25 protein-coding genes are annotated in these 22,865 nt (G+C 40.6%); 16 read left to right on the top strand and 9 right to left on the bottom strand.

All coding sequences use genetic code 11. From position 1 onward, the window contains the following. Positions 1-3 precede the first annotated feature (3 nt). Genes AC07NA_RS02650 through AC07NA_RS02640 form a run of 3 tightly spaced genes read right to left on the bottom strand, consistent with a single transcriptional unit; the run spans position 4 to position 1,651 of the window. Positions 4-594: a hypothetical protein gene (locus AC07NA_RS02650; protein ID WP_494895444.1), complete on the bottom strand. Its 591-nt coding sequence runs from the start codon at positions 592-594 to the stop codon at positions 4-6. Further along, on the bottom strand, positions 581-1,078 hold the full coding sequence (locus AC07NA_RS02645; RefSeq protein ID WP_345209179.1) for an RNA polymerase sigma factor: 498 nt from the start codon (positions 1,076-1,078) through the stop codon (positions 581-583). The genes AC07NA_RS02650 and AC07NA_RS02645 overlap by 14 nt, the downstream gene beginning before the upstream one ends. Positions 1,079-1,123: 45 nt before the next feature. Then, positions 1,124-1,651, bottom strand: coding sequence for a hypothetical protein (locus AC07NA_RS02640; RefSeq protein WP_494895441.1), 528 nt, complete (start codon positions 1,649-1,651; stop codon positions 1,124-1,126). Between the two features lie 93 nt (positions 1,652-1,744). Between AC07NA_RS02640 and AC07NA_RS02635 the strand changes: the two genes are divergently transcribed. From AC07NA_RS02635 to AC07NA_RS02570, 14 genes are all read left to right on the top strand, one after another. Continuing rightward, complete coding sequence (locus AC07NA_RS02635) at positions 1,745-2,065, top strand: YbjQ family protein (RefSeq protein ID WP_345209177.1); 321 nt, start codon at positions 1,745-1,747, stop codon at positions 2,063-2,065. A gap of 63 nt (positions 2,066-2,128) precedes the next feature. Next, complete coding sequence (locus tag AC07NA_RS02630) at positions 2,129-3,502, top strand: dicarboxylate/amino acid:cation symporter (RefSeq protein WP_494895439.1); 1,374 nt, start codon at positions 2,129-2,131, stop codon at positions 3,500-3,502. 60 nt (positions 3,503-3,562) lie between these two features. Then, a complete protein-coding gene (locus AC07NA_RS02625; protein ID WP_345209175.1) occupies positions 3,563-4,066 on the top strand; it encodes a hypothetical protein in 504 nt (167 codons plus the stop codon). 77 nt (positions 4,067-4,143) lie between these two features. Beyond that, positions 4,144-4,452: a 50S ribosomal protein L21 gene (gene rplU / locus AC07NA_RS02620; RefSeq protein WP_345209174.1), complete on the top strand. Its 309-nt coding sequence runs from the start codon at positions 4,144-4,146 to the stop codon at positions 4,450-4,452. A gap of 48 nt (positions 4,453-4,500) precedes the next feature. Beyond that, entirely contained in the window at positions 4,501-4,890 is a 390-nt protein-coding gene (rpmA, locus tag AC07NA_RS02615) for a 50S ribosomal protein L27 (protein WP_345209173.1), read from the top strand. Positions 4,891-5,086: 196 nt separating this feature from the next. After that, positions 5,087-5,722 (top strand): peroxiredoxin, encoded by a 636-nt coding sequence (locus AC07NA_RS02610; protein ID WP_494895436.1) that lies wholly within the window; start codon positions 5,087-5,089, stop codon positions 5,720-5,722. 140 nt (positions 5,723-5,862) lie between these two features. Then, positions 5,863-6,060: a cold-shock protein gene (locus tag AC07NA_RS02605; protein WP_345209171.1), complete on the top strand. Its 198-nt coding sequence runs from the start codon at positions 5,863-5,865 to the stop codon at positions 6,058-6,060. Positions 6,061-6,166: 106 nt separating this feature from the next. Continuing rightward, positions 6,167-7,423 (top strand): MFS transporter, encoded by a 1,257-nt coding sequence (locus AC07NA_RS02600; RefSeq protein ID WP_494895433.1) that lies wholly within the window; start codon positions 6,167-6,169, stop codon positions 7,421-7,423. 29 nt (positions 7,424-7,452) lie between these two features. Beyond that, on the top strand, positions 7,453-8,364 hold the full coding sequence (hemF, locus tag AC07NA_RS02595; protein WP_494895431.1) for an oxygen-dependent coproporphyrinogen oxidase: 912 nt from the start codon (positions 7,453-7,455) through the stop codon (positions 8,362-8,364). Further along, the gene (locus AC07NA_RS02590; RefSeq protein WP_494895429.1) at positions 8,364-8,756 is read left to right on the top strand and encodes a hypothetical protein; all 393 of its coding nucleotides are present in this window, start codon (positions 8,364-8,366) and stop codon (positions 8,754-8,756) included. Before hemF ends, AC07NA_RS02590 begins: the two co-directional genes overlap by 1 nt. 178 nt (positions 8,757-8,934) lie before the next feature. Continuing rightward, entirely contained in the window at positions 8,935-11,511 is a 2,577-nt protein-coding gene (gene gyrA, locus AC07NA_RS02585) for a DNA gyrase subunit A (protein ID WP_494895427.1), read from the top strand. A gap of 8 nt (positions 11,512-11,519) precedes the next feature. After that, a complete protein-coding gene (locus tag AC07NA_RS02580; protein WP_494895425.1) occupies positions 11,520-12,638 on the top strand; it encodes a tetratricopeptide repeat protein in 1,119 nt (372 codons plus the stop codon). Between the two features lie 4 nt (positions 12,639-12,642). Beyond that, entirely contained in the window at positions 12,643-13,908 is a 1,266-nt protein-coding gene (locus tag AC07NA_RS02575) for a tetratricopeptide repeat protein (RefSeq protein WP_494895423.1), read from the top strand. A 170-nt stretch (positions 13,909-14,078) separates the two neighbouring features. Next, entirely contained in the window at positions 14,079-14,552 is a 474-nt protein-coding gene (locus tag AC07NA_RS02570; RefSeq protein ID WP_345209164.1) for a Dps family protein, read from the top strand. A gap of 87 nt (positions 14,553-14,639) precedes the next feature. On the opposite strand, the gene AC07NA_RS02565 is transcribed toward AC07NA_RS02570, so the two are convergent. The 3 genes from AC07NA_RS02565 to AC07NA_RS02555 form a co-directional block, all read right to left on the bottom strand. Continuing rightward, a complete protein-coding gene (locus AC07NA_RS02565; protein ID WP_494895421.1) occupies positions 14,640-15,386 on the bottom strand; it encodes an SGNH/GDSL hydrolase family protein in 747 nt (248 codons plus the stop codon). A gap of 58 nt (positions 15,387-15,444) precedes the next feature. Further along, a complete protein-coding gene (locus AC07NA_RS02560) occupies positions 15,445-15,840 on the bottom strand; it encodes a YdeI/OmpD-associated family protein (RefSeq protein WP_494895419.1) in 396 nt (131 codons plus the stop codon). Positions 15,841-15,930: 90 nt separating this feature from the next. Continuing rightward, positions 15,931-16,884: a ligand-gated ion channel gene (locus tag AC07NA_RS02555; protein ID WP_494895417.1), complete on the bottom strand. Its 954-nt coding sequence runs from the start codon at positions 16,882-16,884 to the stop codon at positions 15,931-15,933. Positions 16,885-17,320: 436 nt separating this feature from the next. On the opposite strand from AC07NA_RS02555, the gene AC07NA_RS02550 reads away from it, so the two are divergent. Together AC07NA_RS02550 and AC07NA_RS02545 are read left to right on the top strand one after the other, a co-directional pair. Continuing rightward, entirely contained in the window at positions 17,321-17,554 is a 234-nt protein-coding gene (locus AC07NA_RS02550) for a helix-turn-helix domain-containing protein (protein ID WP_345209160.1), read from the top strand. A 407-nt stretch (positions 17,555-17,961) separates the two neighbouring features. Beyond that, a complete protein-coding gene (locus AC07NA_RS02545; protein ID WP_345209159.1) occupies positions 17,962-18,333 on the top strand; it encodes a DNA-binding transcriptional response regulator in 372 nt (123 codons plus the stop codon). Positions 18,334-18,363: 30 nt separating this feature from the next. Here AC07NA_RS02545 and AC07NA_RS02540 read toward each other — a convergent pair whose 3' ends face one another. The 3 genes from AC07NA_RS02540 to AC07NA_RS02530 form a co-directional block, all read right to left on the bottom strand. After that, positions 18,364-19,173, bottom strand: a complete 810-nt coding sequence (locus AC07NA_RS02540) for a helix-turn-helix domain-containing protein (protein ID WP_494895414.1) — start codon at positions 19,171-19,173, stop codon at positions 18,364-18,366. A gap of 72 nt (positions 19,174-19,245) precedes the next feature. Further along, positions 19,246-20,268: an SDR family NAD(P)-dependent oxidoreductase gene (locus AC07NA_RS02535; protein WP_494895412.1), complete on the bottom strand. Its 1,023-nt coding sequence runs from the start codon at positions 20,266-20,268 to the stop codon at positions 19,246-19,248. Positions 20,269-20,374: 106 nt separating this feature from the next. After that, on the bottom strand, positions 20,375-22,822 hold the full coding sequence (locus AC07NA_RS02530) for a TonB-dependent receptor (RefSeq protein WP_494895410.1): 2,448 nt from the start codon (positions 22,820-22,822) through the stop codon (positions 20,375-20,377). Between the last annotated feature and the right edge of the window lie 43 nt (positions 22,823-22,865).

Raw genomic sequence — 22,865 nt, 5'->3', positions numbered from 1 at the left:
ATATTATTCAAACTGACCTTGCAACCTCACCAGCCTGTCTATCATTAAATTAAGCTTCTCCTGCTCGTTCTTTAAAATACGGCCTCTTAAATAAAAGGTACAGAACAGCAGCCACGCGGCTGTAATACCATAAGCCGAGTATTTAAACATAGGGCTTGAGCTTTGCAGCACTTCAAAAAAGTACAGTGAAAGACCGATGCTCAGCAACAATACATATAAGTAGTATAGCCAGCCATACATATCGGCACGGCGGTGCTGGTATTCTTTTAAGCTTTGCAGGTATTCTGTAGGGTTGGTGGTTACATCCTGTTTAGTGATCAGCCTGTAATCGCGCACCATAACTAAAACATATAGCAACATGGTACTTAGCATAATGCCTATACCTAAATAGGTAACCCATGATTCAAATGCCAGGAAAAGCATAGTCAAAAATACCGATATAAAACCAACCATCATACTGGTTATACCCCGCAATAATTTCTTATTAAGGCTTCCCATTCCTTTCTTCACCTGCTTCAGCGCCTCGTCTACCGAAAGCTGATCCCGCTTTGGCTGCCCTTGCCAAACCGACACTAATTGATCAAAGTCTTTCATACTGGTTATATAACTCTGTTAACCTTTGTTTAATACGATGAATCTTTACCCTTAAATTACCTTCAGATATACCTGATATATCAGCAATTTCGGGATACGGTACCTCATCAAGTACCATAGTTATGATAATTCTTTCCGATTCTTCCAGTTTTGAAATACACTTGTACAGCAGGGCTACCTGCTCATTCTTTTCCGAGAATTCTTCTCTTTTGGTTTCCGCTATCTGCGGTGTAAGTTCATCTTTGGCTTGTCGCTTTTCCGACCGTAAGTAAGTTAAGCAGGTATTTACCGCTATACGATATATCCAGGTTGATATCATGGCCTGATTCCTGAACTTATCGAGATTTTGCCACACCTTCAAAAAAGTTTCCTGCAACAAATCGTTCGCCGCGTCGTCATCACCGGTGTAGCCATAACACAGGTGAAATATCTTTTTTGAATTAGCTTCAAATATTTTCTTAAAAGCTGCTTCTTTTTCGGTCACTTGCAGTTAATTGTTTTGAGGTTAGATGCCAAATTTATAAATATGTTACAACAAGTAATCATTCTTATTTATCCACGATAGTTTTTTGTCTGCTTCTGTCAGTAAAAGTTCGTAATCCTGGCTATAATCATACTGCAAATCTTCGTGAAGTTTGTTGATGCCGGTTTTTATTTTATCCAGCTGCCGCGATAAAATGAGGCGCAGGGGTTTGTAGGATGTCTTCCTGTCGGTATACTGCAAATAACTGTTGCCAAAACTGATCAGCAGTTCTATCTCGGCTGTTTTCGATGCAGTGAATTTTACGTACTTAGTGATCAGCCTTAATATTTTACGCAGTCCCTTAGCCGCGAAATAGCTTTGCACGGGTAACTGGCTAAACATAAAGCCAACTTCGGCCTTTACCTTTTCAATAAAAGCGGCTTCGTCATGCGCTTCAAAAAGCAGGTAGGCCAGCAGCTCTTTATTCTCCTTTTTATAACGGGCAAGGCGCAGGCAAAGCTCGGCTACCTGCTCTTGCGGCAAGTGCTGTATCTCTTTTTTTATTTGCTGTAAACCGTAGGTTGTTACGCTCATGTATTGTTATAGCTGGCAAATTAATAAATTGTAAACACTTACAAAACTAAGCTTACAACACTTATGTTTGAGTACTACAAATCATTTATCAATATGTTAGTAACAACAAGCACACACTTAGAGGGTTATAAAGTAACCGAACATTTAGGCGTAATACGCGGCATAACTGTAAGATCGCGCGGGGTAGGCGGTAATTTCCTGGGCGGACTGCAAACTTTGGTAGGGGGCCGTAACAGCGTATATACCGATCTGTGCGAACAAGCCCGCCAGGAAGCTTACGACCTGATGATGCAGCATGCCCACCAGCACGGCGCGAACGCGGTAATTAATATGCGCTATGATGCCAATGAAGTAATGCAGGGGGTAACCGAAGTATTGGCTTATGGCACTGCTGTTAAGGTAGAAAAGGTTTAAGTTGGACCACAACGAAATAATCAGTTTGCATTTTGTAGTTTTGTACCTTTCCAAATAACGTACATGCGCAAAAGCAAACTGACCCTTTACATATTTATCGCACTCGTTTTAGGTGTAATTGTAGGCTATGCTTACAATAGCCTTGTTATTAATGATATTAATAAGGAGCTCTCAAAAGCCGAAGCCGGGATCAAAACCATTGATGTTAAAATAGCCGCTACAACTGATACTACCACAGCGGTTTATAAAGATCTAAAGCTGCAACGCGCTGAACTATCCGCAATCCGTAAAAAGAATGATACCCTTCGGGATGATAAACTGGTAGGCTTTAATATACTGAGCGATATCTTTTTGCGCCTGATAAAAATGATAGTTGCGCCGCTGGTATTCACAACCCTTGTGGTTGGTGTAGCTAAAGTGGGCGACATAAAAGCTGTGGGCCGTATAGGTGGTAAAACACTGCTTTGGTTTTTAAGCGCAACACTGGTTTCGCTATTATTAGGTATGGTACTGGTTAACTTTTTTGAACCGGGTAAGGCCATGCACCTACCATTGCCCGATAGCCATATAGGTACAGGCATCCAAAAAACGGCCCTTTCCCTGCGCGATTTCATTGGTCACGTATTCCCGAAAAGTTTTATTGAGGCCATGGCCAATAACGAGATCCTGCAAATTGTGGTATTCTCTCTGTTCTTTGGTGTAGCCACAGCAGCTATTGGCCCTAAAGGCGAAATAGTGATTAAGGCGATGGATGCCATAGCGCACGTTATCCTTAAAATTACCGGATATGTAATGAAGGTAGCCCCTTTAGCCGTATTCGGTGCTATAACGGCGGTTATTGCCAAGCAGGGTTTGGGGATACTTTCTACTTATGCCATATTTATCAGCGAGTTCTATTTTTCTTTACTAATACTATGGCTGGTGATTATACTGGCCGGGTATTTTGTATTGAAGAACCGCGTATTTACACTGGTTAATAATATTAAGGATGCCATGCTGGTGGCGTTCAGTACCTCAACCAGCGAGGCCGCTTACCCGCGTGTTTTAATGGAATTGGAGCGTTTTGGCTGTAATAATAAAATTGTGAGTTTTGTATTGCCGCTGGGTTATTCGTTCAACTTGGATGGTTCAATGATGTACATGACATTTGCTTCTTTATTCCTTGCGCAATCATATAATATCCATCTTTCTTTCGAGCATCAATTATCAATGCTGTTGATACTGATGCTTACCAGTAAAGGCATAGCGGGTGTTCCGCGTGCTTCGTTAGTGGTAATTGCAGGTACAATATCCATGTTCAATATCCCGGAAGCCGGTTTGGCCTTGCTGATCGGCATCGACCCTTTGCTGGATATGGGCCGCTCGGCTACCAACGTGCTGGGTAATGCCATGGCTACAGCGGTAGTAAGTAAATGGGAGGGAGAGATCGATAATTAAATTTTCTCTGTCTCGTACTAAGGATCGTTAATCAAATAGAAATAATTCAATAATTAAATAATGTCAAGTTCTCGTTCTAAAAAGATATTTCTGATACTAAGTGTAGCTGTGCCGTTTATAGCTTACTGTTTATATTATTATACCATGATGGTGGGTAATGCGCCCTATAAATTTTCGGAGTTTAAATCGATAGTGTTTGAATACGGTACCGGTGATAGCCTACTTAATAAGTATAATTCAGCAACCGGCGATTATCAGTATGTTGACGCACGCGATTCGCTGATCAAAAAACATCTTCGTTTAAATAAAGATGAACTGTTATACCTGCACCGTAAGGCGGCCGACCTTGGTTTCTGGAACTTTCCGGCTGTAGAAAAGAATCATAGCAGCCCGGATAAAAACGCCCCGCATTATAAGATACAGTACAATTACGACCGTAAAAGTAAAACGGTACTTTACTCGGCTGATTTTGATGGTCCCGAAACATTAAAAGACGCTAACCAGCGTTTGATCAAAGAAATTCAGCGTATTTTGAACGATGCGGAGATAAAACATAAAAAATAACACGGTGTTGCTTATTGTATAATTAATACCTATATTTGCACCTCGAAAAAATTTAAAAACATAATTTATTAACAACAATGTACGCAATAGTAAGTATAGCCGGACAGCAATTTAAAGTTGCTAAAGACCAGCAGATCTTTGTACACCGCTTACAGGGAGATGAAGGCGCTAGTATTGAATTTGACCAGGTATTGTTAGCAGAAAACGAAGGCAGCTTCAAATTAGGTTCTGATTTGAAAGGCGCTAAAGTTTCAGCTAAGATCGTGTCTCATGTAAAAGGTGATAAAGTGATCGTTTTCAAAAAGAAAAGAAGAAAAGGTTACAAAAAGAAAAATGGTCACCGCCAGCAATTCACTAAAATAGAGATCACAGGTATTACCTTATAATTAATGTTTAATCCGAAGGAGTTTCACTCTTTCATAAAGATATAAGAAATGGCACATAAAAAAGGGGCCGGTAGCTCAAGAAACGGTCGTGAGTCGCATAGCAAACGTTTAGGTATCAAAATTTTCGGTGGTCAGCCAGCAATCGCAGGTAACATCATCGTTCGCCAACGTGGCACCCCGCACAATCCGGGTCTTAACGTAGGTATCGGTAAAGATCATACCTTATTCGCTTTAGTTGATGGCGAAGTTATTTTCAAAAAGAAAGCAGATAACCGTTCATACGTATCAGTTATTCCTTTCAAAACTGCAACAGTTGCTGAAGATGCTGCACCTGCTAAAGTTGAAGCTGTAGCTGCTGAAGAAGCTCCAAAGGCTAAAAAAGCTGCTCCAAAAGCAAAAAAAGAAGAAGCTACTGAAGAAGAAGCTGCTGCTGAGTAATCAGTTAGCGTAAAAATTATAACAAAAAGGCTGTTCACTGCAAAGTGAACGGCCTTTTTTAGTTTATGGCCACTTTGTCAATACTGTATCACTTATTTGTATCGCTTATAAATAAGTGATAATGAAGCCTTGATTTTTAAAACAATCCGTTTACCTTAGTCTGTATAAAACATAACCAAATTAATACCGCATCACCATGAGTTTACGATTAGGAGACAAAGCGCCCAACTTTACGGCGCAAACATCATTAGGCGAAATCGATTTTTACGAATTTTTAGGCAACAGCTGGGGCGTGCTGTTCTCGCACCCTGCTGATTATACCCCGGTATGTACTACCGAGCTTGGCCGCACGGCATCATTAAAAGATGAGTTTGATAAACGCGATGTAAAGGTAGTTGCCCTGAGTGTTGACGGAGTAGAATCGCACAAAGGCTGGATACAGGACATTAACGAAACCCAGAATGTGGAAGTGAACTTCCCGATCATAGCAGATGAGCACCGCGAAATAGCCGAGGCTTATGATATGATCCACCCGAATGCATCATTAACCGCAACGGTAAGGTCATTGTTCATCATAGCGCCCGATAAAACCATTAAACTGATCATTACTTACCCTGCATCAACCGGAAGGAATTTCCAGGAAATATTACGGGTGATAGATTCATTGCAGCTAACCGCCAACTACAGCGTAGCCACACCTGCCGACTGGAAAGAAGGCGAGGACGTGGTAGTAGTGCCCGCGATTAAAACGGAAGATATCCCGGCCAAATTTCCTAAAGGTTTTACCCAGGTTAAACCTTATTTGCGCTTAACACCGCAGCCAAATAAATAATTTTATTTGGATTATTATTTTTATATATTTGAAAAGATAGTTTCATTCATTCTGTTCTGATTATCAACCGTTTTATAATACAGTTTGGTATAAGCAATTGAATATTTAAACAAGAATTTTTTAATACGATAATATTTATTATGAAAACTGGAAAAGTAAAATGGTTTAACACACAAAAAGGCTACGGTTTTATCATAACCGACGACGGAAAAGACCTTTTTGTGCACTTTAAAGATGTAGAAGGCGGCGTAAACGCTATTAAAGATAATGATAGTGTTGAGTATGACGTTGAAGATGGCAGAAAAGGATTGCAAGCTGTAAAAGTTAAGAAGATATAAGAATACTACGTCTGATAAAGAATTGGAAGTCCCTGTAATAACTACAGGGACTTTTTTTGTGAAAAAATATTTATGTTTAGCGCCACAAACAGAATTACCAATTATTATGACCGTTATTTCCGCTTCAAAGGCGCAGCAGCGTAATGTTATTTTTTTAGTACTGGTGGCCGCTTTAGGTTACTTTGTTGATATATATGATCTGCTGATCTTCTCTATTGTTCGTGTAGCCAGTTTAAAAGATATCGGCGTTACCGATCCGGATCAAATTAAGCTGCAAGGACAGTTCATCATCAATATTCAAATGTTCGGCTTGCTGCTGGGCGGTATAGTGTGGGGCATTATCGGCGACAAATTTGGTCGTATCAAGGTGCTGTTCGGTTCAATTTTACTATACTCAATAGCTAATATAGTTAATAGTTATGTGCACGATGTAAACACCTATGCCCTTGTAAGGTTTATAGCAGGTATTGGCCTGGCCGGCGAATTGGGTGCCGGTATAACCCTGGTGAGCGAAACCATGAGTAAAGAAAAGCGCGGCTACGGCACTATGATTGTTGCTGCTGTAGGCTTATTTGGCGCTGTAGCTGCTAAGCAGGTTAGCGAACTGGGTTGGCGACCGGCATATCTTGTAGGTGGTGTGTTGGGCTTTCTTTTGCTATTGTTGCGTGTGGGCACATTTGAGTCGGGCATGTTCAAAAGCATGGAAGAAAAGAGCGTATCAAAAGGCAACTTCTTTATGCTGCTCACCAATCGTAAAAGACTGCTTAAATATATTTATTGCATACTCATAGGAGCCCCGTTATGGTATATAGTAGGCGTATTGGTCACCTTGTCGCCAGAGTTTGGTAAAGAGCTTGGCGCAACCGAAGCGCTTAGTGCCGGTGCAGGCATAATGTATACTTATGTAGGTATTGCCATTGGTGATGTTTTCGCGGGCGTACTTTCGCAGTTAACACGCTCGCGCAGGTTAACCATGATGTTATTTCAGCTGTTATCTGTGGTGAGCGTAGTAGTTTATTTAACAGCTAAAGGCATCGCCCCATCCCAATTTGTATGGATCTGTTTCTTTATGGGGATTTCTGTAGGGTACTGGGCTACATTTGTAACCATAGCTTCCGAGCAGTTTGGTACCAATATCAGGTCTACCGTAACTACCACTGTCCCCAACTTTGTACGTGGCTTATTAATCCCCATAAATTTATTGTTCAACGCATTTGTAGCACACTACGGTATGGTTAAAAGCGGCTATATCATGATGGGGATATTAACTATCTTGTCGCTGTTCTCGCTAAGCCAGTTAAAAGAAAGTTTTGGTAAAGACCTCAATTATGTGGAAGAGGATGTAATTACACCTGCTTCATAAAGCGGGGTTTTTTGTGCATTTTTGCAGCAATGATTAGCAAAGAACAAATAGCGGCAGACTACCGGGATATCCAAAACGAAATATGCCAGGCGCTTGAAGCGTTAGATGGTAAAGCGACTTTTGAACAGGAATTATGGGAACGTGATGGGGGCGGAGGCGGCATTACCCGCGTTATCCAAAACGGTAACATCCTTGAAAAAGGCGGCGTAAATTTTTCGGCCGTGCATGGGCAGTTACCCGATAGCGTTAAGAGGGCTTTGAAGGTGGAGGATGATAACTTCTTCGCGACGGGCGTATCTATCGTTATTCACCCTAATCATCCATGGGTGCCCATCATCCACATGAACATAAGGTACTTTGAAATGCCCGCTACTGACGGTCACCCGTCGGTAAGGTGGTTTGGCGGTGGGATAGACCTTACCCCGCATTACGTTATCGATGCGGATGCCAGCTATTTTCATACCCGTCTTAAATCTGTTTGTGATGCTTACAACAGCGACTTTTACCATCGGTTTAAATTATGGGCCGATGATTACTTCTACATAAAACACCGCAACGAAACCCGCGGCATAGGCGGTATATTTTACGACAGGCTTGCCGCTACTGATGATATTAGCTGGGAAGAAATATTTGAATTTTCAAAAGCGCTTGGCCGTTCGTTCGCGCCAATTTATACCGAACTGGTTAACCGTAACCGTAATACGCCATTCGGCGATAATGAGCAGCTATGGCAGTACCAGCGCCGCAGCAGGTATACCGAGTTTAATCTTGTTTATGATGCCGGTACCAAGTTCGGTCTGGAAACCAATGGCCGTATCGAGTCGATACTGATGAGCTTGCCGCCTACGGCTAAGTGGGTATACAACTATCAGCCACAGCCGGGTAGCGAAGAAGAGCGCACCTTATCTTTATTAAAAAAAGGAATTAACTGGGTTGCATAATGAAAAAGATCTTAGCCGCTTTTTTGGTAGTAGCATTATTATCGTCGTTCAGCAGCCCTAATTTAAAAGGCCTGTGGCAGTATTGCGGTGAAACCTTCAACGGCAAAAGAAACGCCGCGTCGGCAGATTATACCTTGCAGCGTAAATACGATAAAAAGCATTTTGAAGCGATTGTGCTGGAGAAAGGCGAAAAGCCATACACCTATGAATCTGGTGATTATAGCCTGAACGCCGATACCTGCCTGGAAACGCAAACTTTTTGTGCCCAAAAATCGGCCACGTTGGGCAAAACTATTATTTATACTTATACCATTATAAACGATACGCTTACTTTTAAGGGCATTTTACCTAATGGCAATACGGTAGAATCATACTGGAAAAAGGTAAAATAAACAGTGCAATGTACTACGTGTTAGCATGTTGTATTTTGGTAGGCTGTAAAGCTTTTAACACACCATATTATTACTAACATTTATACTATAAATCATATAAATTCTTAACTTCGCAGGTCGCTTAAAATTCATTTTTTAAACCGGCGACAAAGGAGAAGATTCTACATAAAAACAAAAAATGGCTGACGAAACAGAAAACGACAACCCACACAAAGAAGACCGGATAATTTCGATAAATATTGATGAGGAAATGCGATCAGCATACATTGATTATTCAATGTCTGTTATTGTATCAAGGGCGCTGCCCGATGTTCGCGACGGTTTAAAACCGGTACACAGACGCGTACTTTATGGTATGCTCGATCTGGGTTTAAGCAACAACAAACCATATAAAAAATCGGCCCGTATTGTGGGCGAGGTATTAGGTAAGTATCACCCGCATGGCGATACATCTGTTTACGATGCCATGGTACGTATGGCGCAGGATTGGAGCTTAAGATACCCGTTTGTTGAAGGACAGGGTAACTACGGTTCTATTGATGGTGACCAACCGGCAGCGATGAGGTATACCGAGGCAAGGCTTGAAAAGATTGCCGAAGAAATGCTGGCCGATATCAATAAAGATACTATTGATTACCAGTTAAACTTTGACGACTCTTTAGAGGAGCCAACAGTTTTACCGGCAAAAGTGCCTAACTTATTAGTTAACGGTGCATCAGGTATTGCTGTAGGTATGGCTACCAATATGCCGCCGCACAACTTGAGCGAAGTTGTTGATGCTACTTTAGCTTATATTGACAACCGCGATGCTGAAGTGGGTGAACTGATGCAATACATCAAAGGCCCGGATTTCCCTACCGGTGGTATCATCTACGGATACGAAGGCGCACGCCAGGCTTTTGAAACAGGCCGTGGCCGTATCGTGATCAGGTCGAGAGCTGAAATTGAAACTTATAATAACGATCGTGAGCGTATCATTGTAACCGAAATACCTTACCAGGTAAATAAAGCGGTAATGATTGAGCGTACTGCTGAATTGGTTAACGAGAAAAAACTTGAAGGCATATCTGCCATCAGGGATGAATCGAACCGTGAAGGTATCCGCGTGGTTTACGAAATAAAACGTGATGCCAACGCTGCCATCGTACTTAACAACCTGTATAAGTATACATCGCTGCAAACATCGTTCAGCGTAAATAATATAGCGCTGGTACATGGCAGGCCGATGTTGCTTAACCTGAAAGATCTTATCTATCACTTTGTTGAGCACAGGCACGAGGTAGTTATCAGACGTACTAAATATGAACTGGCTGAAGCTGAAAAGCGCGCCCATATTTTAGAAGGTTTGCTTATCGCGCTTGATCATTTAGATGAGGTGATTAAACTGATTCGTGCGTCATCAACTCCTGATGAAGCACGCGAAGGTTTAATGACTCAATTTGGATTGAGCGACATTCAGGCACGTGCCATACTTGACATGACCCTGCGCCGCTTAACCGGACTGGAGCGTGATAAAATCAAAGATGAATATGCTGCTTTAATGAAGCAAATTGAATACTTGAAATCTATTTTGGCCGACGAAGGTTTGCGCATGCAAATCATCAAGGACGAAATGCTGGAGATAAAAGAGAAATACGGCGATGAGCGCAGAACCGAAATGGTACACTCATCGGCAGAAATGCAAACCGAAGATTTCATTGAAGATGAAGACGTTGTAATAACCATCTCACGTGAAGGTTATATTAAACGTACACCATTAACGGAGTATCGCAGGCAGGGCAGAGGCGGTAAAGGTTCTATCGGCAGCAATAGCCGTGATGAAGACTTTATTGAGCATTTATTGGTGGCATCAAACCACAACTATATGCTGTTCTTTACCGAGGCCGGCCGTTGTTTCTGGTTAAGGGTATTTGAAATTCCGGAGGGTACACGTACTTCTAAAGGTCGTGCTATCCAAAATATCATCAACATACCTAAAGAAGAGAAGATAAAGGCTTACATTAAGCTTACCAGCCTGAAAGATCAGGAGTATCTTGAAAATAATTATATAATTATGTGTACCCGCAAAGGTACTATCAAGAAAACTTCGCTTGAGGCATACTCTCGTCCGCGTGCTAATGGTATTAATGCTATCAACATTAACGAGGGTGACTCATTATTAGAGGCAAACCTGACCAGCGGTAGCAGCGAAATTGTAATGGCGCTTCAATCGGGCCGAGCAATACGCTTCAACGAATCAACCGTTAGGCCAATGGGACGTACCGCTACCGGCGTGCGTGGTATTACCTTAGATAGCGATAACGACGAGGTTGTAGGTATGATCAGTATTGATAACCCTGACACTACGGTATTGGTAGTATCAGAAAAAGGTTATGGTAAACGTACCGACATTGAAGATTACAGGGTAACCAATCGTGGTGGTAAGGGTGTAAAAACACTTAGCATTACCGAAAAAACAGGAAACCTTGTGGCCATTAAAGGTGTTACCGATCAGGAAGATTTGATGATCATCAACAAATCGGGAGTAATTATACGTATAGCTATTAGTGAGCTAAGGGTTATGGGCCGTGCAACGCAAGGTGTACGCTTGATCACACTGAAAGGTAACGACGAAATTGCTTCGGTAACTAAAGTTGACCACGAGGCTGACGAAGAAGAAACAGAAGGCGTTGAAGGCGCGGAAAATCCGGAAAGCACCCCTGGTGCCGAGCCGGAAGCTGATGCACCCGCGACATCTGAAAGCGATAACGAATAAGTAATTTAATGCAGTGCCGTAAATTCATATTACTGGTTTTACTACCATTGTTCACCACTTCTTTAGCGTTCGGCCAATCCGAGCCGCTAAAGGTAGTGGTGAATTACCTTGGTTTTTATAAAGAGAAAAAAGATCTGAAGTATCTTGCCGCAGCAAAAAAGTCTATCGACAGCCTTGTTGTTACCAAGAAAGATTCGGCCAATCTCGAAAAAAGGGTATACCAGTCTTTGGTTTACAGCACTATCCTGAATGTTGATACACTTAACCAGTTAAACCAACCTGCCGATTTTTTCCCGAAAACGGTTGATATAGTAGAGAAAATATCTGCCAACCGCAGGATTCGCAATCACCCTGAAAAACTGACTTTCGCACGTCAATGCATTGCTAATTATTGCATCCGCAGAGGGTTTGGTTATATGAATAAATCGGATTTTTTGAATGCCGATACTTATTTCAGGATGGCGCAGCAATATGCGCCGGCATATAAGCCTATTAATGCTTACATCGCTTATTCAAATAATAAACTGGGAAAATTGCAGGATGCCGCGAGGTTTTACAATAATCTGGTAGCAGCCGACAGCATGAAAGCCGAGTATATTCAGAATGCCGCCAATATCAATATAGCGATAGGGGACACGGTTAAGGCGCTGGAGATCATAAAAAAGGGGAGGAAGATACTTCCCGGCGATAAGTTCCTGATACTTGACGAAGCCAATATTTACAACAACAAAAAGGACTATAAAGCGTTAGAACCATTATTAGGCAATTTACTTGCTGATAATAAAAACAATCCGGATATATTATTTGTTGCTGCAAATTGTTACGATCATCTTAACCAGTATGACAAGGCAGAAGATTTTTATCTAAAAGCGGTTGACTTAAACAGTACCGCGTTCGACCCGGTTTTTAACCTGGGGTTGTTATACTACCGTAAAAGCGTTACCGATAAAGCGGAAGATGACGTACTTGAAAACTTATATTACGCGGCTAAATGGCTTGAGAAAGCAAATGAAATTTTGCCTAACGATATAAAATCATTGCAGATACTGCAACATATTTATACCCAAACAGGAAACACGAAACAACTAAATAAGATAAATAGCAAAATCAAACAGTTAACCATTTAACACTATGAAGCTAAAATTTTTGATGGCAGGCCTGTTAGGCTTAGTATCGGCAACAACGTTTGCTCAAAAAAACGAACTTGCAAAAGCCAGAGATGAATATGCAAAATTTGAAAATCTACGTGGCACAACACCTCAACTTGCCAATGCAAGCTTGAAAAATTCAAGGGAGTCGATCGATAAAGCCGCAGCGAATGAAAAAACCGCTACCTTACCTCAAACTTATGCTGTTAAGGCTGCTGTATATTCTGCCTACGCAATTGCAGATACTGTAGAAACTACTTCATTGCCACTTTACACTACTGCTGATGAAGCTTACAAAAAAGCTAAAGAAACAGATACAAAAGGGGAGAACAAAGACCTTATTGAAATTGCATCGAAAACATTGGCGCAGTATCAATTAAACAAAGGTGTAAAAGAATACCAAAGTGCAAAGTATGATCTGGCTTACGCTTCATTCAATAATTTCCGCGAGATATTGCCTGAAGATACAAACGCTATATATTACACAGGTCTCTCAGCTGCAAATGCTTCACCAAAAGATCCTAAGTTTTTGCCTCTTGCAATAACTAACTATACTAAACTGTTAACTACACCATACAGCAAAAACTCTGATATTTATTTCGAGCTTTCTACATTGTATTTAACTGCTAAGGATACTACAGCGGCTCTAAAAACTGTTGCTGACGGTGTAGCGAAATATCCAACTAACACCCAATTACGTTCACGCGAAATTGAGATCAGCCTGGTAACAGGTAAACAGGAAGATGCTATTGCAAAAATACAAAGCGCGATAGCTAATGACCCTAAAAACAAATCATTATACTATTACGCAGGTATTACTTACGCTAAAATTGGTGATGTTGCTGAAAAACAAGCAAAAACTAAAGATCCTGTAAAGAAAGCCGAAGCTTTAAAGAAAAAAACTGAAAACTATGCTTTAGCATCAAGCATGTACATTAAAGCTTTAGAAGTTGATCCGAATTACGCGGATGCTGCTTTAAACCTGGGTTATGTAAAAATTAACCCGGCTATTGATGCATACAATGCTGCAAACGCGGTTCCTGCCAATAAACAAAAAGAATACGAAGCAGCTTCAGCAAAGGCTACGGCTTTGTTTACAGAAGCAAAACCATATATGTTAAAAGCAGTTGAGCTGAATCCAAAATCAATTGAGGCATTAACAAATCTTAAATCTTACTACTTAGGGACAAAAGATGCTGCTAATGCAACTAAAACTCAAAAACAAATAGAAGCTTTAAGCTCTAAATAATTAATAGGGGCTGTTTGGTAACAGCCCCTATTAAAAAATGGTATTACTTAACATAATGTTAATTATGTGAATAATTTATTGATCAAATAAAAACGATATTCAGACATTGCATCATTTATAATACAACATCAAGTTGTTATCTTTATTCGTAGAACATAAATCACAATATCATGAAAACCAATATCGGTATCAGCGAGGCTAACAGACAAGCTGTTGCAGAACAATTAGGCAAATTACTTGCCGATGAGTTTGTACTTTACACCAAAACAAGAAACGCGCACTGGAACATTGAAGGCCCCGACTTTCATTCGATGCATTTATTTTTTGAAAGCCAGTATGAACAGCTTGATGAGTTAATGGATAGCGTTGCCGAACGTATGCGTAAAATAGGTCATTACGCACCGGGTACATTAGCACAACTATTACAGCTTACCCATTTAACCGAGCAAAGCGACCGCAAGAATGATAGCCTGGGCTTTTTAAAAGAACTGCTGGAAGACCATGAAAGCATCATCGAATTTTTACGCGGAAACATTACCCCCTTTGCCGAAAAATACCATGATGCCGGTACCAGCGATTATATTACCGGTTTGCTGGAAACCCACGAGGAAATGGCCTGGATGCTGAGATCGCATTTCAGATAAGAAATAGTTTTTTTAAATATAAAGGAGAGCAAATAGCTCTCTTTTATATTTATATATTATTGATATTTAATTGATTGTAGTTGTAAGTTAAAGCAGTTTTCCTTTCACTGCTTTCAACCACTCGCGGGCCATCAACTCATGACCGGCAGGCATTGGATGCACCCCATCCCATATCCAATAATCAGCGGGGGCTTTACTAAGCGCGTTGTTAAACGCCTTTTGAAAACCTACAAAAACAGCATCAAATTCAACAGCCAATTTTTTAGCTATCGCCTGTCTTTTCGCTATATCTTCACTCCATTTCGCCCAGTCATCTTTAATTCTGCCAACAGGTAATATAAACGGTTCGCAAATTACCAGTTTAACGGCGGGTAAAGCAGCTTTGGTTTGTTTTAAAAGTGCACTGTAGCCGGCTTCGTAATTTTCTGTAGTACAGGTAGTATCGCCACTCATGTAGCCATTGGCATCGTTCACTCCTATTAATATGCTTAATATATCAGGCTTTATGTCAATTGTATCTGTTTGCCAACGGGCCGTCAAATTTGTTACCCTGTTACCACTTATACCACGATTGAAAAAATGATACTTTTTTTCAGGATACTCGTACCATAACCTGCTCGATATTAAATAAGCATAGCCATGGCCCATAACATGGTTCCAATCGTTGTCGCGTGTGCGGTTGCCATCGGTAATTGAATCACCCTGAAAGAGTATTTTCATATCGGTAGCGGCAGCTGGTGTTTTATTATTGGCAAGCATAAGTTGCGGCATGCCGGCAGCACCGGCAACAAGTGCCGTTTGTTTGATAAATGAACGGCGCGATTGGTTTGACATATAGGTTGGGTTTAAAATTGGCTAAACATAAGCTTAAAAATTATCTTTTCGCATTTAGTTATACCTGTATTTTTACCACCGCGCGTGGTTTAAACGTATCATTTTGCTTTGCTATATCAATCATTTTTTGGCCTTGTTCCGTCATTAATCCTTCGCGTATCATTCTTTGCACTCTTTCTATATTGATCTCGCTCCAGTTGCTTTTAGGCTTACGCGGTGAAAAACGCTGATAAAAACTACCCTCGTCCTTGTTGTTGGTTAATGAATCGACCCATCCAAAACACAGAGCTTCTTCCACGGATTCTGCATAATGTATGCCGGTGGTAATGCGTTTATGCGATATAACCAGGCATATTTCTTTCGCAGTTTGGCTGTTCTTTGTCAGCCATTTCCGCCAATGTTTCCTTGATTTTGGCTGAAAAACCACCATTCCTTTATTTATCTCAGTAGCCATGTGTTATGCATTAGTTTATTTTGCTAAAACAAATATATTGTGGCCTAATGACAATCCTATGTCAGGTAGTGAGATTGATCATTTAAATGATCAAACCCGGGTGGCCGTGTAAATAAAATAAACATTCAGAATAATATAAGTAAGCAGCAATGCTTGGGCTGCTAAAAAGTCGAAACGGCGCGATTGTTTTAGCTTGTCTTCTTTAATAAACTTTAGTGTGTAAGCGGTGCAAATAATTACTGCCAAGATAAACAGTAAGGTAATGCCGTGCAGTGTATCCACTAAAGTAAAAGTAGTTGAATCGGGCAATGATGCATCGATAATATATTTATTACCAATAACCGCAAACAGCGAACCCACACTCAAACCGAACCGTGAATCAATGCTATCAGCATGAATGTAAAAACACATATAGGCAATAAGAAAAGCCACATACATGCCTAAAAACATCTTCCAGAACAAACCCATCGCATCACGGTGTATAACCAGCTTTGTTTTAAAACTGCTATACTCGGTATGTGGTTTAGTTAACGATTCGTCGCCAAAACCGGTTTCGTAAACTTTTATATCATTACTTACTTTGATGCTGTCAATTGTCCACCCGCGCAAAGTAAAACGTGGGTCGAAATGTTTGCCCAGCGTATCCGGAACAAATACGAGTGCATCCGAATCAAACTGTGAATTTTCTATCGAAAAACGCAATGTCTGCTTGTCAAACGGAAAATTATCAATGGCCCAGGTGTCCTTCATTACGCATTGCAGCTTCATCATCAGGTAGATTTGCCCGTTGGTCGTATCAACCGTTGAAAATGCTTTGTCTACCGTTTTGGCCAGGGGCACTTCCAGATTGTGCTCAAAATCAAAATCTTTATTCTTGTACTTCATCCACAACCAAAGATTTATGGTGTACTCTTTATCCTTAAAATTGATGTTGTGTATGCTGGTGATGTAAATGCCGGTTTTAACAGTATCCGGTTTGGTTTTTTGCGCGTTGGCTGTTAGGCTGAATAAAATAGTAATGACAGCTAATATTTTGATTTTCAATTTTTGATCAGTTTTTAGATTAAATGATTAACCCGCTTTAGCTAACGCAATTATAAACAAGTTGTTTGTTCTACGGAATGATATAATCAAGTTAGATTAGTGCATTCTGCAATACCTGATGCTAATAAAATTTATATGATGATTTAATTTAAGGCTGGTTTTAAAAAAAGTAAGACTTCTGATGGGCAGAAGCCTTACTAACCAATTATAAACCTAAATTATGAGAAGACTATTTTATTTACTTAGTGTAAAAGTAACACTAAGTGAGGTGTTCTGCAAATTTTTTCTGCACTTTTTTCAAGAATTATATTTCCATGACAATCGATTTTTCTAAAATGCTTCTAAATTAAGCAATTATGATGATTGCTATTTAGTTTATATCTCCACAATCCGTATCAATATTCGCTGCGTATATCGTATAAACAATCAGTTAATCATGAAAAGGACCATTTTAAACCAATTGAACGCTGTGGCCGGAAACATAAAAAGCATGCGCCTGCACCGCAATTACACCCAGGAATATATTGCTTATAAACTCGGCATATCGCAAAATGCTTACAGCAAGATAGAACTAAATTATACCCGCATAACTGTCGATCGCCTTTTTCATATTGCCGAAATTTTGGAGGTTGATTTTAGTACCCTGGTTGGTCATCAAAAGGTTGCTTAATTAAAAGGGGGACTTTCACTAAATAACAATTCCCCCCATAATAAGGTATCACTCCCCTACTCTATTTTACGTGCTAATTCGCCGTTATTTTTTCAGGGTACAGAGGCCTGTCTGTGTTAAAAATATGCTTATGCTTTGCCTGTTCTCCATAGGTAATAAGCGGGCGTAATATATTCTTTTCTGTATTCCAGATCGATATTTTAAGGTTATTAATTGGGATATTTGCTGTGACAAATATCAGTGCTTTGTTGTGTATGTCTGCTAAATGTTAATGCTTTTTGTATCAGGTAGTTGCTGTTTTATGAGTTAATTAATTAAATTATAAATTTATTTTGATTATTCTAAAAAGTTGTATACCTTTAATGCATCAGCCTCCGCTTTCCCCGATTTAACCTAAAATTGTTGATATGCCTGTATTAATTATCCACCAAACCGATAAGGATGTTTTGGATGTCCTTAATCTGATCTTCAAGATCGAAGGATTTGAGGTTCACCCTTTTAACGGGTACCCGGTAGGGCTTGCAAGTTATATCCACTATGTAAAGGCTGATTTAGTAGTGCTTGATTACTATATGAACGGAACGGAATGCAAATCCTTACTAAACGAAATAAGGGCTGCCGGTGAAGATCTCCCGGTAATTGTTGCAGGTTGCTCCTCTTCTATCCAAAAATTCAGTACTGATTATGGCTTTACCGATTATATTGAAATGCCGTTTGAGGTAGCTTACTTTTACGAAAAAGTAGTGAGCTGCCTCGCCCATAAAGCTTTACATCACTAAAATATTTGTTTTGTGAGCGGGCTGCGTTATTCAACCAACTAGTATCTCGTTAGGTGGGTAACCGAATAGCTTTTTAAACGCGTGTGAAAAATGCGACAGATTTTCAAAGCCTACTTCCAGGTAAACATCATTTGGTTTTCGGTGCTTCTCGGCTATTTCATAATGTGCCAGTTTTAAACGTTTTTCGGTAAGCCAGCGTTGCGGTGTTTCGTTGTAGGCTTTTTTAAAATCGCGCCTGAAGGTTGCCAGGCTACGACCGGTGAGATAACCAAACTTATCCAGCTTCATATTAAACATGTAATGCCGTTCCATAAAATCGGGTAAACTTATCTTACCCGGCTCATCAAAATTAGCCAGCCAGCTATCCGCTTCGCCATCAATTGATCGTAGTATACTTATAGCCTCTTCAATTTTAATGGCAGCTATTTGGGCCGGCAATTTGTCGCCCAGTTCAAAATAAGGGATCAATGAAGCAAGGCAACTTTCAAGTAAGGGATGTTTGTTAAACCGTTGTATAGTTTGTAATTGCTGCTTTTTAACAGTAGTTGGGTGCCTCGAATAAAAGTCTTTTAATCCTTCTTTGGTAAGGTGCATGGCCACTGCTTTATGAGGTAGGCCATCTTTAGGATAATTAATAATGGTAGCCAATTGGTTACGTGGAATAAGAAATATGTCGCCTGCTGTAAAGGTGTATGTTGCATCAGCCTGAATGATCTTGGTTTCGCCTGAAATAAACCAAACCAAAAGATGGTTCTCAAACATGGCCTCTGTTTTAAATAATTTGCCATTATATTCCGATAGCTTGATATCGGGCGTGATATATTTAGTTTCAAATTCCATTAACTCAAATATAAGCGTATAAATAAACAAGCCGAACGGTTTATCCGGCTTGTAATATCTATATTCAGTAAATTAATTTGCAGGGAAGAGTATGCCGGTCATTTCTTCACTTAGTTTCCATAATTTAATGGCATGTTCCGCATTTAACGAATACGGTTTTACACCCCGCAATGTTGATGGAGCGCTGAAATCATGTGCTATATCGCCTTCGTCAAGTTCAGCTATATCCGCATTCTCACAATATACTCCTCCTATGCCATCTAATTGCAGGCTGGTTGCGCACCAAACCGTGGTGGCCGCGCCTTGTTCCACAGTTTTGAGCGTGGCTGCTACTTCGGGTTTAATATCGCCGTTTTCGTCATGCGTACCCATTTGCTGAAATAAGGCCATGGGTGCCACACGACCAAGATCGGTACCGTTTACCGAACCCGGGTGAAGCGAAAATGCACGTACACCAAATTCCTTACCACGATGATCCAGCTCAACCGTGAATAAATTATTGGCTGTTTTTGATTGCCCGTACCCTTGCAGGGTTTCGTATTCGCGGTTCAAAAAATTAGGATCATCAAAGTTAAACGGAGCTATTTGATGCCCAAATGAAGAAACATTGATTACACGTGCTCCATTGGCTTTTTTTAACGCAGGCCAAAGTTTAGCTGTCAGTTGAAAATGACCAAGGTGATTAGTTGCCAATTGTGATTCATACCCTCTGTTATCTCGCTGTAAGGGTACCCACATAATACCGGCATTGTTAACCAGTATATGTAATTCATTATGGGTGATTAAAAATTTCTCGGCAAAATCATCAACAGATCGCGGATCCATCAAATCCATCTTTTCAATGATTACATTTTTTACGCCTTTTAAATTGGCCACGGCTTTGTTTACATCGCGGGCAGGTACAATTACTTTTGCGCCTGCGTTAACAAAAGTTTTAACTGTTTCCAAGCCAATGCCCGCATAGCCCCCTGTAACAATAATGGTTTTGCCGCTGAGGTCAATTCCTTTAATTACATCATGCGTAGTTGATTGCGCGTCAAAGCCCGAATGAATAGCCCGTTGAAGGTTGCCATTATAATTGTCTTTTAAAATCATTTCTTTAAATTTTATAAGACAAAATTACCGCTGCGTACTTAATGGGACTTTGTTTATAGCGTCAATTTGCTTTGTTTAAAACGTCATTATTTAAAGATTAATTTCCTTACTGCCCCATGTCCGGAAGTTGAGGTGTAGTGTCCTTCTCCTTATCAAATTTCAGTTTGCCAAACTTATAGGTCAAAGTAACACCGAATGATTGCGACGGGATCAACCGCACATTGGTTTGATTGAAGTTTGAGCCGAAAAGGGTTTGCCGTTGTGTAATATAATACGCGAATGGGTTGGCTGCGGTTAACCCAATGCTGGCATTTTTGTTTAAGAACTGTTTACGGATAGCCAGGTTATAATTGAAAAATGCCGGCCTTATGCTTTGAATATTCTTTTGTTGTGAATTGTAATTACCAAACACTTCTGCCACCAGATCGTGCGGAAACTGGTACGTAGCGTTAAGGTTAACCCGGTACGCAAACGCGTTAACCGTAGCTAAGCCAACGTTGCTGCTTTGCCTTTGGCCTAACTGAATGTTTGTACGCAGATTTAGTTTGCTCGTAACCGGCACCGAACCAAAAATACTTGCGCCAATGTTTTTTTGCGACCCAAGATTGAAGCGTTGGGTTAATGAAACAGCTGTATAATCGGTACCATTAACATTCAGCACATCATAATAGGTTGATAGCGCCTGTATATTATCGGGGCTGTTGCGATAAAAAGCTGCCAAATAAATATTGCCACCATTGTTAAAGTTTTTGCTGTAACCCAATTCAAAGTTTTTTGATATTTCGGGCTTAAGCAGTGGATTGCCTGTGCTTATGTTATGTGGATCGCTGATGTTATAGAATGGATTAAGATCACCATAATCGGGTCTTTCGATGCGGTAACTATAAGAAAATTTAACCGATTGCGAATCATCCAGCTTATGCTGAAAGGTAAATGCCGGGGCAAAAGTATTATAATCGGGTATGCCTGCGCCGCTGAAGGTACCGTTGGTATGCGTACGTTCGTAGCGCAGCCCTGCTTTACCCGTAAAAAAATCTTTAAACAACGCGAAGGATAAAGACGCGTAACCTGCATATATATTCCGCTTATAATTGAAGCTGTAGGTTTGGCTTGGGTTAACTACATAAGCGCCATTTTGTAATGTATCGGTAAAAACGTTACTGGTTAAGTTACCCATAAAGGTTTTCGCGCCGGTTTCTAACGTGAACGATTTGCTTAAAGGCTGGGCATAATCCAATGTAATTTCCGTTTGGCGGTCTTTACCGGGGTTATTACTCCTTAATCCGGCTGAAGGGTAAGCTCCCGTGAGGTAATCTGTTTGTTGCGACGCGTCGGCTATGTTTGTACCAAAGCTGGACAGGTACAGGAAATCCAGCTGCTGTCCTTCTCTTTTAAATGTCTTTTTATACCCCAGGCTAAAATCCACCGCTTTTTCACCAAACCTACTTGCCGATGTGCGCGTACTTGAAATGGCAGATGATACATCCCCTCCTGCCATTATATTTTGATTTTGCGAGGTGAAGCCTGTGCCATGGTTACGAAAATCGTTGTATCCAAAGGTTGCAGTCAATTCATCTTTAGGGGTTACGCTCCAATTCAGGTTAATACCTGTTTTGTAACTATTGCGCGTAAATGGATTACTGCCCGATTGAAAAAGGTTTGTGGCGGTATCGCGGGCATTATTATAAGCAGTGCGGTTGGTTGTGTTTTTTGCTTTTGTATTTAGCTGTGTATTTCCGCTAAAAAACACACCTACGCCAAAATTCCCTCTCCGGGCGTTCAAGTTTATAGAGCCATTCTCTAAACGGGTGCCTGCCGAAAGGTTAACACTGCCGTTAACGCCCTGAAATTTATTGTCTTTAAGTACAATATTAATGATACCGCCTGTGCCCTGCGCATCGTATTTAGCGCCGGGACTGGTGATCACCTCAATAGTACTGATCTGGCTGGCCGGAATAGATTGCAACGCATCGGCAAGGCTGGCGCCAAATATGGTGGAAGGTTTGCCATTGATAAGAAACCTGATGCCCGAGCTGCCCTGTAATTCAACATTGCCATCAATATCAACGCTTACCATGGGGACTTTTTTAAGTACGTCGAGGGCTACACCGCCTTGCGCTGTGAGATCATTAGCTGCATTGTATACTACTTTATCAATTTTGTTTTCTACAATGGGCACCTTCGCTGTAACATTAACCGTGTTTAGCTGCGTTGTTGCAGAGGTTAATAATATGGTACCGAGCGATACATTGGTTGCGCTGCTGCTAATGGTAACTTTATTGAATACCTTCTCGCGGTAACCAATAAAATCAACCGTAACACGATATTCCCCGGCCGGGATACCATATAAGCTGAAATTACCTTTGCTATCGGTACTGATGCCGTTAACCGGATTTTTAGAATCTGCTTTAAATACACTGATGGTAGCAAAATCAACAGGAGCCTTTGTGGCCGAATCAATTACCTTGCCCGTTATTTTACCGTTAATGGTAGTTTGAGCAAGGGCGTTAAACATTAAAAAAATAAAAGAGGCAGTTATTATAAAATATTTCATGTGTTTCAAATCGGAAAATTAGCGGCCAATTCTGGATTTATGC

It is taken from the genome of Mucilaginibacter sp. GW821-FHT07G05 (genome assembly GCF_059418565.1).
Note: the sequence above shows the minus strand (reverse complement) of the source record. Positions and strands in the feature narration are given on the sequence as shown.

Coding starts and splice junctions, on each gene's coding strand:
- AC07NA_RS02650 (WP_494895444.1), bottom strand. CDS start 594: ATGAAAGACTTTGATCAATTAGTGTCGGTTTGGCAAGGGCAGCCAAAG.
- AC07NA_RS02640 (WP_494895441.1), bottom strand. CDS start 1,651: ATGAGCGTAACAACCTACGGTTTACAGCAAATAAAAAAAGAGATACAG.
- AC07NA_RS02635 (WP_345209177.1), top strand. CDS start 1,745: ATGTTAGTAACAACAAGCACACACTTAGAGGGTTATAAAGTAACCGAA.
- AC07NA_RS02630 (WP_494895439.1), top strand. CDS start 2,129: ATGCGCAAAAGCAAACTGACCCTTTACATATTTATCGCACTCGTTTTA.
- AC07NA_RS02625 (WP_345209175.1), top strand. CDS start 3,563: ATGTCAAGTTCTCGTTCTAAAAAGATATTTCTGATACTAAGTGTAGCT.
- rplU (WP_345209174.1), top strand. CDS start 4,144: ATGTACGCAATAGTAAGTATAGCCGGACAGCAATTTAAAGTTGCTAAA.
- rpmA (WP_345209173.1), top strand. CDS start 4,501: ATGGCACATAAAAAAGGGGCCGGTAGCTCAAGAAACGGTCGTGAGTCG.
- AC07NA_RS02610 (WP_494895436.1), top strand. CDS start 5,087: ATGAGTTTACGATTAGGAGACAAAGCGCCCAACTTTACGGCGCAAACA.
- AC07NA_RS02605 (WP_345209171.1), top strand. CDS start 5,863: ATGAAAACTGGAAAAGTAAAATGGTTTAACACACAAAAAGGCTACGGT.
- AC07NA_RS02600 (WP_494895433.1), top strand. CDS start 6,167: ATGACCGTTATTTCCGCTTCAAAGGCGCAGCAGCGTAATGTTATTTTT.
- hemF (WP_494895431.1), top strand. CDS start 7,453: ATGATTAGCAAAGAACAAATAGCGGCAGACTACCGGGATATCCAAAAC.
- AC07NA_RS02590 (WP_494895429.1), top strand. CDS start 8,364: ATGAAAAAGATCTTAGCCGCTTTTTTGGTAGTAGCATTATTATCGTCG.
- gyrA (WP_494895427.1), top strand. CDS start 8,935: ATGGCTGACGAAACAGAAAACGACAACCCACACAAAGAAGACCGGATA.
- AC07NA_RS02580 (WP_494895425.1), top strand. CDS start 11,520: ATGCAGTGCCGTAAATTCATATTACTGGTTTTACTACCATTGTTCACC.
- AC07NA_RS02575 (WP_494895423.1), top strand. CDS start 12,643: ATGAAGCTAAAATTTTTGATGGCAGGCCTGTTAGGCTTAGTATCGGCA.
- AC07NA_RS02570 (WP_345209164.1), top strand. CDS start 14,079: ATGAAAACCAATATCGGTATCAGCGAGGCTAACAGACAAGCTGTTGCA.
- AC07NA_RS02565 (WP_494895421.1), bottom strand. CDS start 15,386: ATGTCAAACCAATCGCGCCGTTCATTTATCAAACAAACGGCACTTGTT.
- AC07NA_RS02560 (WP_494895419.1), bottom strand. CDS start 15,840: ATGGCTACTGAGATAAATAAAGGAATGGTGGTTTTTCAGCCAAAATCA.
- AC07NA_RS02550 (WP_345209160.1), top strand. CDS start 17,321: ATGAAAAGGACCATTTTAAACCAATTGAACGCTGTGGCCGGAAACATA.
- AC07NA_RS02545 (WP_345209159.1), top strand. CDS start 17,962: ATGCCTGTATTAATTATCCACCAAACCGATAAGGATGTTTTGGATGTC.
- AC07NA_RS02540 (WP_494895414.1), bottom strand. CDS start 19,173: ATGGAATTTGAAACTAAATATATCACGCCCGATATCAAGCTATCGGAA.
- AC07NA_RS02535 (WP_494895412.1), bottom strand. CDS start 20,268: ATGATTTTAAAAGACAATTATAATGGCAACCTTCAACGGGCTATTCAT.
- AC07NA_RS02530 (WP_494895410.1), bottom strand. CDS start 22,822: ATGAAATATTTTATAATAACTGCCTCTTTTATTTTTTTAATGTTTAAC.